Origin of the sequence: Paenibacillus sp. S-38, assembly GCF_049942825.1 — a bacterium.
GTDB lineage: Bacteria > Bacillota > Bacilli > Paenibacillales > NBRC-103111 > Paenibacillus_G.
In genome coordinates, this window is the sequence record NZ_CP187970.1 from 7,762,537 (window position 1) to 7,770,000 (window position 7,464).

General features: G+C 54.1%; 4 protein-coding genes and 2 rRNA genes (1 of these 6 only partly in view). All 6 read right to left on the reverse strand.

Features of this window, described 5'->3' with window-relative positions; translation table 11 throughout:
• Nucleotides 1-39: 39 nt before the first annotated feature.
• The gene (clpC, locus tag ACP26L_RS33950; RefSeq protein ID WP_426449967.1) at nucleotides 40-2,484 is read right to left on the reverse strand and encodes an ATP-dependent protease ATP-binding subunit ClpC; all 2,445 of its coding nucleotides are present in this window, start codon (nucleotides 2,482-2,484) and stop codon (nucleotides 40-42) included.
• 73 nt (nucleotides 2,485-2,557) lie between these two features.
• Nucleotides 2,558-3,625 carry a protein arginine kinase gene (locus ACP26L_RS33955; RefSeq protein ID WP_426449969.1) on the reverse strand — a complete coding sequence of 356 codons (1,068 nt, stop codon included), beginning with the start codon at nucleotides 3,623-3,625 and terminating at the stop codon, nucleotides 2,558-2,560.
• 28 nt (nucleotides 3,626-3,653) lie between these two features.
• On the reverse strand, nucleotides 3,654-4,172 hold the full coding sequence (locus ACP26L_RS33960) for a UvrB/UvrC motif-containing protein (RefSeq protein ID WP_426455205.1): 519 nt from the start codon (nucleotides 4,170-4,172) through the stop codon (nucleotides 3,654-3,656).
• A gap of 52 nt (nucleotides 4,173-4,224) precedes the next feature.
• Entirely contained in the window at nucleotides 4,225-4,686 is a 462-nt protein-coding gene (locus tag ACP26L_RS33965; RefSeq protein WP_426449970.1) for a CtsR family transcriptional regulator, read from the reverse strand.
• 380 nt (nucleotides 4,687-5,066) lie between these two features.
• Nucleotides 5,067-5,183 (reverse strand): 5S ribosomal RNA (gene rrf / locus ACP26L_RS33970).
• A gap of 162 nt (nucleotides 5,184-5,345) precedes the next feature.
• Nucleotides 5,346-7,464: ribosomal RNA gene (locus ACP26L_RS33975) — 23S ribosomal RNA — on the reverse strand; it runs 803 nt beyond the window's last position.

The window sequence follows — 7,464 nt, forward strand, 5'->3', positions numbered from 1 at the left end:
TTCTCTGTATATTGTCAGCCTACAAGATCGGGCAAGTCCTTATGCCTGCGAAGTTACCCCTTGGGTACGCTCGACCACGAGGTCTCCATCCTTCTCGTCAATCGTGAGCGTGTCACCTTTGTTGATGTTGCCGCGAAGCAGCTCTTCGGACAGGCGGTCTTCGATATGCTTCTGAATCGCCCGGCGAAGCGGTCTTGCACCGAAGGTCGGATCGTAGCCTTCTTTGGCGAGGAAGGCCTTGGCCGCATCCGTCAGAACAAAGTCCACTTCCTGCTCTTTCAGGCGCTTGCGGAGCTCTTCCGCCATGAGGGAAACAATCTGGCCGATGTGCGCTTCGTCGAGGGAGTGGAACACGATGATCTCGTCGATCCGGTTCAGGAACTCCGGACGGAAGCTCTTCTTGAGCTCGCCCATGACCTTATCCTTCATGTTGCCGTATTCTTTGCCCGCATCGATCGTCGCTGTGAACCCGAGGGTCGAATTCTTCTTGATGACATCGGCACCCACATTGGATGTCATGATGATCAGGGTGTTGCGGAAGTCTACCGTACGTCCCTTGGAGTCGGTCAGACGGCCGTCTTCAAGCACCTGCAGAAGAATGTTGAATACTTCCGGGTGAGCTTTCTCGATCTCATCGAGAAGCACGACCGAGTATGGCTTGCGGCGTACCTTCTCGGTGAGCTGGCCGCCCTCTTCATACCCGACATATCCTGGAGGCGCGCCTACCAGACGGGACGTGGAATGCTTCTCCATGTACTCGGACATATCGATCCGGATCACGGAGTTTTCATCACCGAACAGCGATTCGGCAAGCGCACGGGCAAGCTCGGTTTTACCTACCCCTGTAGGGCCAAGGAAGATGAAGGAGCCCATCGGACGCTTCGGATCCTTAAGGCCTGCTCTCGCCCGGCGGATGGCACGGGATACAGCCTTAACGGCTTCATCCTGGCCGATGACCCGGTCATGCAGGATCGACTCCATCTGGAGCAGACGCTGGGTCTCTTCCTCCGCCAGCTTTACGACCGGAATCCCCGTCCAGCTAGCCACTACCTGGGCAATGTCATCCGGTGTCACTTCGGAGTCCGTGCGGCCCTGCTTTTCCTTCCACTCATTCTTCGTGGAATCGAGTTCTTCACGCAGCTTCTGTTCGGTATCACGCAGAGAAGCGGCTTTCTCGAACTCTTGGCTCTGTACCGCAGCATCCTTCTCCTTGCGGATATCCTCCAGCCGGCTTTCGAGTTTCTTCAGATCCGGCGGTACCGTGTAGGAGCGGAGCCTTACCTTAGAGCTCGCTTCGTCGATCAAGTCAATCGCCTTATCCGGAAGGAAGCGGTCCGTAATGTAGCGGTCCGACAGCTTCACGGCCTGTTCGATGGCTTCATCGGTGATCTTCACCCGGTGATGCGCTTCGTAGCGGTCACGCAGACCGTGCAGGATCTGAATCGCTTCATCCGGCGACGGCTGATCCACCGTAATCGGCTGGAAGCGGCGCTCCAGGGCTGCGTCTTTCTCGATATATTTGCGATATTCGTCCAGCGTCGTGGCCCCGATGCACTGCAGCTCGCCGCGGGCCAGTGCAGGCTTCAGGATGTTGGAGGCATCGATCGCGCCTTCCGCACCTCCTGCACCGATCAGCGTGTGAAGCTCATCGATGAAGAGCACGATGTTGCCGGCTTGACGAATCTCGTCCATGATCTTTTTGAGACGGTCCTCGAATTCGCCGCGGTACTTCGTACCGGCTACCACCGACCCCATATCCAGCGTCATGACGCGCTTGTCACGAAGCGTTTCCGGGATTTCGTTGGCGACGATTTTTTGGGCCAATCCTTCGGCAATCGCCGTTTTACCTACACCAGGTTCCCCGATCAGGACCGGGTTGTTCTTCGTACGGCGGCTGAGTACCTGAATGACGCGCTCAATTTCCTTGCTCCGGCCGATGACCGGATCTAGGTTGCCTTCCTTGGCGTAAGCCGTCAGGTCACGGGCCAGGCCATCCAGCGTCGGCGTATTCACATTGGCCGGGTTACCATGATTCGGCGAGACTACCTCGCTGCTGCCAAGCAGCTGAAGCACCTGCTGGCGAGCCTTGTTGAGGCTTACGCCCAGGTTCCCAAGCACGCGTGCAGCAACACCCTCCCCTTCGCGGATCAGGCCGAGCAGAATATGCTCCGTACCCACATAGGTGTGTCCCAGCTTGCGCGCTTCGTCCATCGACAGCTCAATGACTTTCTTCGCCCGAGGGGTGTAAGCAATGTTGGAGGGCTGTTCTTGACCTCTGCCGATCAGGGATTCCACTTCGTCCTGGATTTTCTCAAGTCCAAGACCCAGGGCAATCAGCGCCTTCGCTGCAATCCCTTCGCCTTCGCGAATCAGGCCGAGCAGAATATGCTCTGTGCCGATATTGTTATGTCCCAAGCGTACCGCTTCTTCTTGAGCCAAAGAGAGCACTTTCTGTGCGCGTTCCGTAAATCTGCCAAACATCATGTATAACACCTCCAGGGTTGGTATAACAAAATGACGTTCCCACTGCTTATGGATCCCCTTGCGGGTAGAGCCATCAGCCGGCTGCCGAGATTTTTTCCCGGATGAGCTGAGCCCTTCTTATGTCTCTTTCTTCAGGCGTTAGCTTTTCTCCTGCTGTCTGCTGTAAAAAACCGGGCTGCGTCATCACAAGCAGCTCATTAAGCACATGAGGCGACACATTTTTGATAAATCCGAGGTCAATCCCGAGCCTTACGTCGGATAGTCTCTGAGCCGCCTCCTTGGAATCCATAATGGCCGCATAGGAAAGCACTCCGTAAGAGCGGCTCACCCGGTCCAGAATCTTGGGACGGGTCTCGTGTGCCAGCCTCTGTCTTGCTGCTCTTTCATGCTCAATGATCTGGCGGACTACACTGTACAAATTATCGATGATTTCTTCTTCGGATTGCCCGAGGGTAATCTGATTGGAAATCTGAAATAAGTTGCCGAGCGCCTCGCTGCCTTCGCCATACAAGCCCCTTACGGCCAGGCCCACCTGCGTGATCGCAGATAAAATCCGGTTGATCTGCTGCGTCAACACCAAGGCCGGCAGGTGAATCATAACTGAGGCCCGTATGCCGGTGCCCACATTCGTCGGACAGCTTGTCATATATCCGCGCTTCTCGTCGAAGGCATATTCCAGCTGGGTTTCGAACACATCGTCAATCTGACCTGCCAGATCCCAGGCTTCCTTGATCTGAAAGCCGGGGCACAAGCATTGTATTCGAAGGTGGTCCTCTTCATTCACCATGATCGAGATGGACTCGTTGTCACTTAGAATCACCGCTCCATTGCGGGATTCGTTGGCTAAAGCCGGCGAGATGAGATGCTTCTCCACCAATACGCGGCGCTGCAGCTCATCCAGATCTGCAAGCGGGAGCAGCGTGAAGCGGGAGATGGTTCCCAGTTCTTCGCTCTCCAGCACCTTGGCAGCCATCTCGGCAACCTCCAGAGACTGCCCGTTCGTGGCGAGCATGGGGAATGGGTAACCCCGGATATTCCGGGCTAGGCGGATCCGGCTGGAGATGACGATATCCGAATCAGGCCCTTCCCCCTTCATCCATTCACTCAGTGCGTGCTGGGTGAAACGGCTTGCTTCCGTCATATGCATTCCTCCTTACGGTGTGAGCCGGTTACCCTTCGGCAACCTTCTTCTCCAGCTCCCGGATCTGGTCCCGGATCTGTGCCGCCTGCTCAAACTCTTCATTCTCTATGCGAACCAGCATGTCTTTCTTCAGCTGATCGATCTCACGTTTATATTTAATTAACCCACCCGAACGTTTCGGAACCTTGCCGGTATGGACCGTGTTCCCATGTACCCGTTTGAACAAGGGGTCGAGTTTGTCACCAAAGTACTTGTAGCATTCGCTGCAGCCGAAGCGACCTACCTTACTGAATTGTCCGTAAGTTAGACCGCAGTGCTCGCACCGGCTGGGCTGGGCTTTGTTTGCAACCGCACTTTGGGCCGATGGCTCGAAATCGAGAAGCCCGCTGAGCAAATTGTGAATCGAGAAGCCGTTAGGCGTGCCCGGGATCAGTTCTCCTTTTTCCCTTGCACAGGTTTCACAGATGTGAAATTCCGTTTTTTCACCATTCAGGATTTTCGTAAAATGCAGGGTAGCCTGCTTTTTGCCGCATTCCTGACAAAGCATCCGGTTCCCTCCCTTTCTGCCATAAGCAGCAGTACATCGTTGGTTCAATGGATTATTTGCTCAATAATGCAATCAGCATGGCCTTCAGCAGCCGGGCACGGAGTTCATCCCTAAGCGGAAGCTTGAGCCCTAATACCTCCCGGGCCACCGCAGCCTTCATGAGGCCGGCTTCACGGGCAGTGATAAAACCGCCTTCTTTGAGCTGATACAGCAGGCCTTCAGATGCTGTTTGATCCATGTGAGTGGAAATCGTTTGGAAGATGTGATCCAGTACGGCCCCATGGGAGTGAAGCTCAATTCTCTGGATGCGAATGTAACCGCCTCCCCCGCGCTTGCTCTCCACCACATACCCCTTCTCAAGGGTAAATCGGGTACTAATCACATAGTTAATCTGGGAAGGTACACATTGAAACTGATCCGCCAGATCGTTGCGCTGAATCTCGATCACGCCATCGGGGCTCTGCTGCAATACCTGCTTCAGATACTGTTCTATCATTTCTGAAACATTGCGCATCCATTCAACCTCCAAAGGCAAAGTATACGAAGAAAAACGCCTGCGTGTCCTAGGACAATAATGATGTTGGTCTTGTTCAGCCACCGCATAAGCACAACGTTATACTTCATTGCGATTCACTAACTGCTTGATTCATTGACTTTGACTTTCTTTGACTTTGAATACATTATAGCAGATATTCTCAAGAATGCAACAGGTCTGCACAGCTGTACCGTTCACTTATCATGGTTTCTGATTAGTATTATTCCCAATCCCGAGGCAAAACAGAACACGCCGGGAAAACATCTTAGCGGCAGGTCGACGGTCGGAACCTGGGCACTTCTTTTTTATTAACCCAAAAAAGCCCCTCTGGACACATTGTCCAAAGGGGCTTTTCATTGGCTTGGCGACGTTCTACTCTCCCAGGACCCTGCGGTCCAAGTACCATCGACGCTGGAAGGCTTAACGTTCGTGTTCGGGATGGGTACGCGTGGTTCCCTTCCGCCATCATCACCAAACGGTTGTTCAAGGCTTGTACCTTGAAAACTGGATATACATTCGGGTATATCATTTTGCGTTCCGTTGTGCTTCGCACAAAGGTCACTACCAAAATGATATATCCTCACTCGCTAGCTAAAGATCTAAACCTTAGTATTGCTGCCGCTTCCTTGCGGAAGCTGTTGGATAAGCCCTCGACCGATTAGTATTCGTCAGCTCCACACGTTGCCGCGCTTCCACCCCGAACCTATCAACCTCGTCGTCTACAAGGGGTCTTACATACTGGGAAATCTCATCTTGAGGGGGGCTTCACGCTTAGATGCTTTCAGCGCTTATCCCTTCCGTACTTGGCTATCCAGCCGTGCTCCTGGCGGAACAACTGGTACACCAGCGGTACGTCCATCCCGGTCCTCTCGTACTAAGGACAGCTCCTCTCAAATTTCCTGCGCCCGCGACAGATAGGGACCGAACTGTCTCACGACGTTCTGAACCCAGCTCGCGTACCGCTTTAATGGGCGAACAGCCCAACCCTTGGGACCTACTTCAGCCCCAGGATGCGATGAGCCGACATCGAGGTGCCAAACCTCCCCGTCGATGTGGACTCTTGGGGGAGATAAGCCTGTTATCCCCAGGGTAGCTTTTATCCGTTGAGCGATGGCCCTTCCATTCGGTACCACCGGATCACTAAGCCCGACTTTCGTCCCTGCTCGACCTGTTTGTCTCGCAGTCAAGCTCCCTTATGCCTTTGCACTCTTCGAATGATTTCCAACCATTCTGAGGGAACCTTGGGGCGCCTCCGTTACGCTTTAGGAGGCGACCGCCCCAGTCAAACTGCCCACCTGACACTGTCCCCGCACCGGATCACGGTACCAGGTTAGAACTCCGATACGATCAGGGTGGTATCCCAACGGCGCCTCCACCCAAGCTGGCGCTCAGGCTTCTCAGGCTCCCACCTATCCTGTACAGATCGTACCAAAGTCCAATATCAAGCTGCAGTAAAGCTCCATGGGGTCTTTCCGTCTTGTCGCGGGTAACCTGCATCTTCACAGGTATTAAAATTTCACCGGATCTCTCGTCGAGACAGCGCCCAAGTCGTTACGCCATTCGTGCGGGTCAGAATTTACCTGACAAGGAATTTCGCTACCTTAGGACCGTTATAGTTACGGCCGCCGTTTACTGGGGCTTCGGTTCACAGCTTCGGGTTACCCCTAACCGCTCCCCTTAACCTTCCAGCACCGGGCAGGCGTCAGCCCGTATACTTCGCCTTGCGGCTTCGCACAGACCTGTGTTTTTGCTAAACAGTCGCTTGGGCCTTTTCACTGCGGCCCCCTCGGGCTATTCACCCTACCGAGGCACCCCTTCTCCCGAAGTTACGGGGTCATTTTGCCGAGTTCCTTAACGAGAGTTCTTCCGCGCGCCTTAGCATGCTCTGCTCGCCTACCTGTGTCGGTTTGCGGTACGGGCACCTTCTCCCTGGCTAGAGGCTTTTCTTGGCAGCCTGAACTCATGACCTTCGGTACTTAAGTTTCCCTCCCCATCACAGCTCAGCCTTATCGATGTGCGGATTTGCCTGCACATCAGCCTCACTGCTTGGACGAGCATCCATCAGCTCGCGTCACTATCCTTCTGCGTCACCCCATCGCTCATAACGGTTCACGGTGGTACAGGAATTTCAACCTGTTGTCCTTCGACTACGCCTTTCGGCCTCGCCTTAGGTCCCGACTTACCCTGAGCGGACGAGCCTTCCTCAGGAACCCTTAGGCTTTCGGCGGATCAGATTCTCACTGATCTTTTCGTTACTCATACCGGCATTCTCACTTGTATGCAGTCCAGCTGTCCTCACGATCAACCTTCAACCCGCATACAACGCTCCCCTACCCCAGGATATCATAGATATCTAGTCATAGCTTCGGTGGTGTGTTTAGCCCCGTTACATTTTCGGCGCAGAGTCACTCGACCAGTGAGCTATTACGCACTCTTTCAATGGTGGCTGCTTCTAAGCCAACATCCTGGTTGTCTGTGCAACTCCACATCCTTTCCCACTTAACACACACTTGGGGACCTTAGCTGATGATCTGGGCTGTTTCCCTCTTGACAATGGATCTTAGCACTCACTGTCTGACTCCCGGGCATCACGTTTGCGGCATTCAGAGTTTGACTGGACTTGGTAACCCTTGGCGGGCCCCGCACCCAATCAGTGCTTTACCTCCGCAACGCTAACCCGAGGCTAGCCCTAAAGCTATTTCGGGGAGAACCAGCTATCTCCGAGTTCGATTGGAATTTCTCCGCTACCCCCACCTC

Bases quoted from the DNA above. Each gene is read 5' to 3' on its own strand.
- ACP26L_RS33965 (WP_426449970.1), bottom strand. From the start codon at position 4,686: ATGCGCAATGTTTCAGAAATGATAGAACAGTATCTGAAGCAGGTATTG.
- ACP26L_RS33960 (WP_426455205.1), bottom strand. From the start codon at position 4,172: ATGCTTTGTCAGGAATGCGGCAAAAAGCAGGCTACCCTGCATTTTACG.
- ACP26L_RS33955 (WP_426449969.1), bottom strand. From the start codon at position 3,625: ATGACGGAAGCAAGCCGTTTCACCCAGCACGCACTGAGTGAATGGATG.
- clpC (WP_426449967.1), bottom strand. From the start codon at position 2,484: ATGATGTTTGGCAGATTTACGGAACGCGCACAGAAAGTGCTCTCTTTG.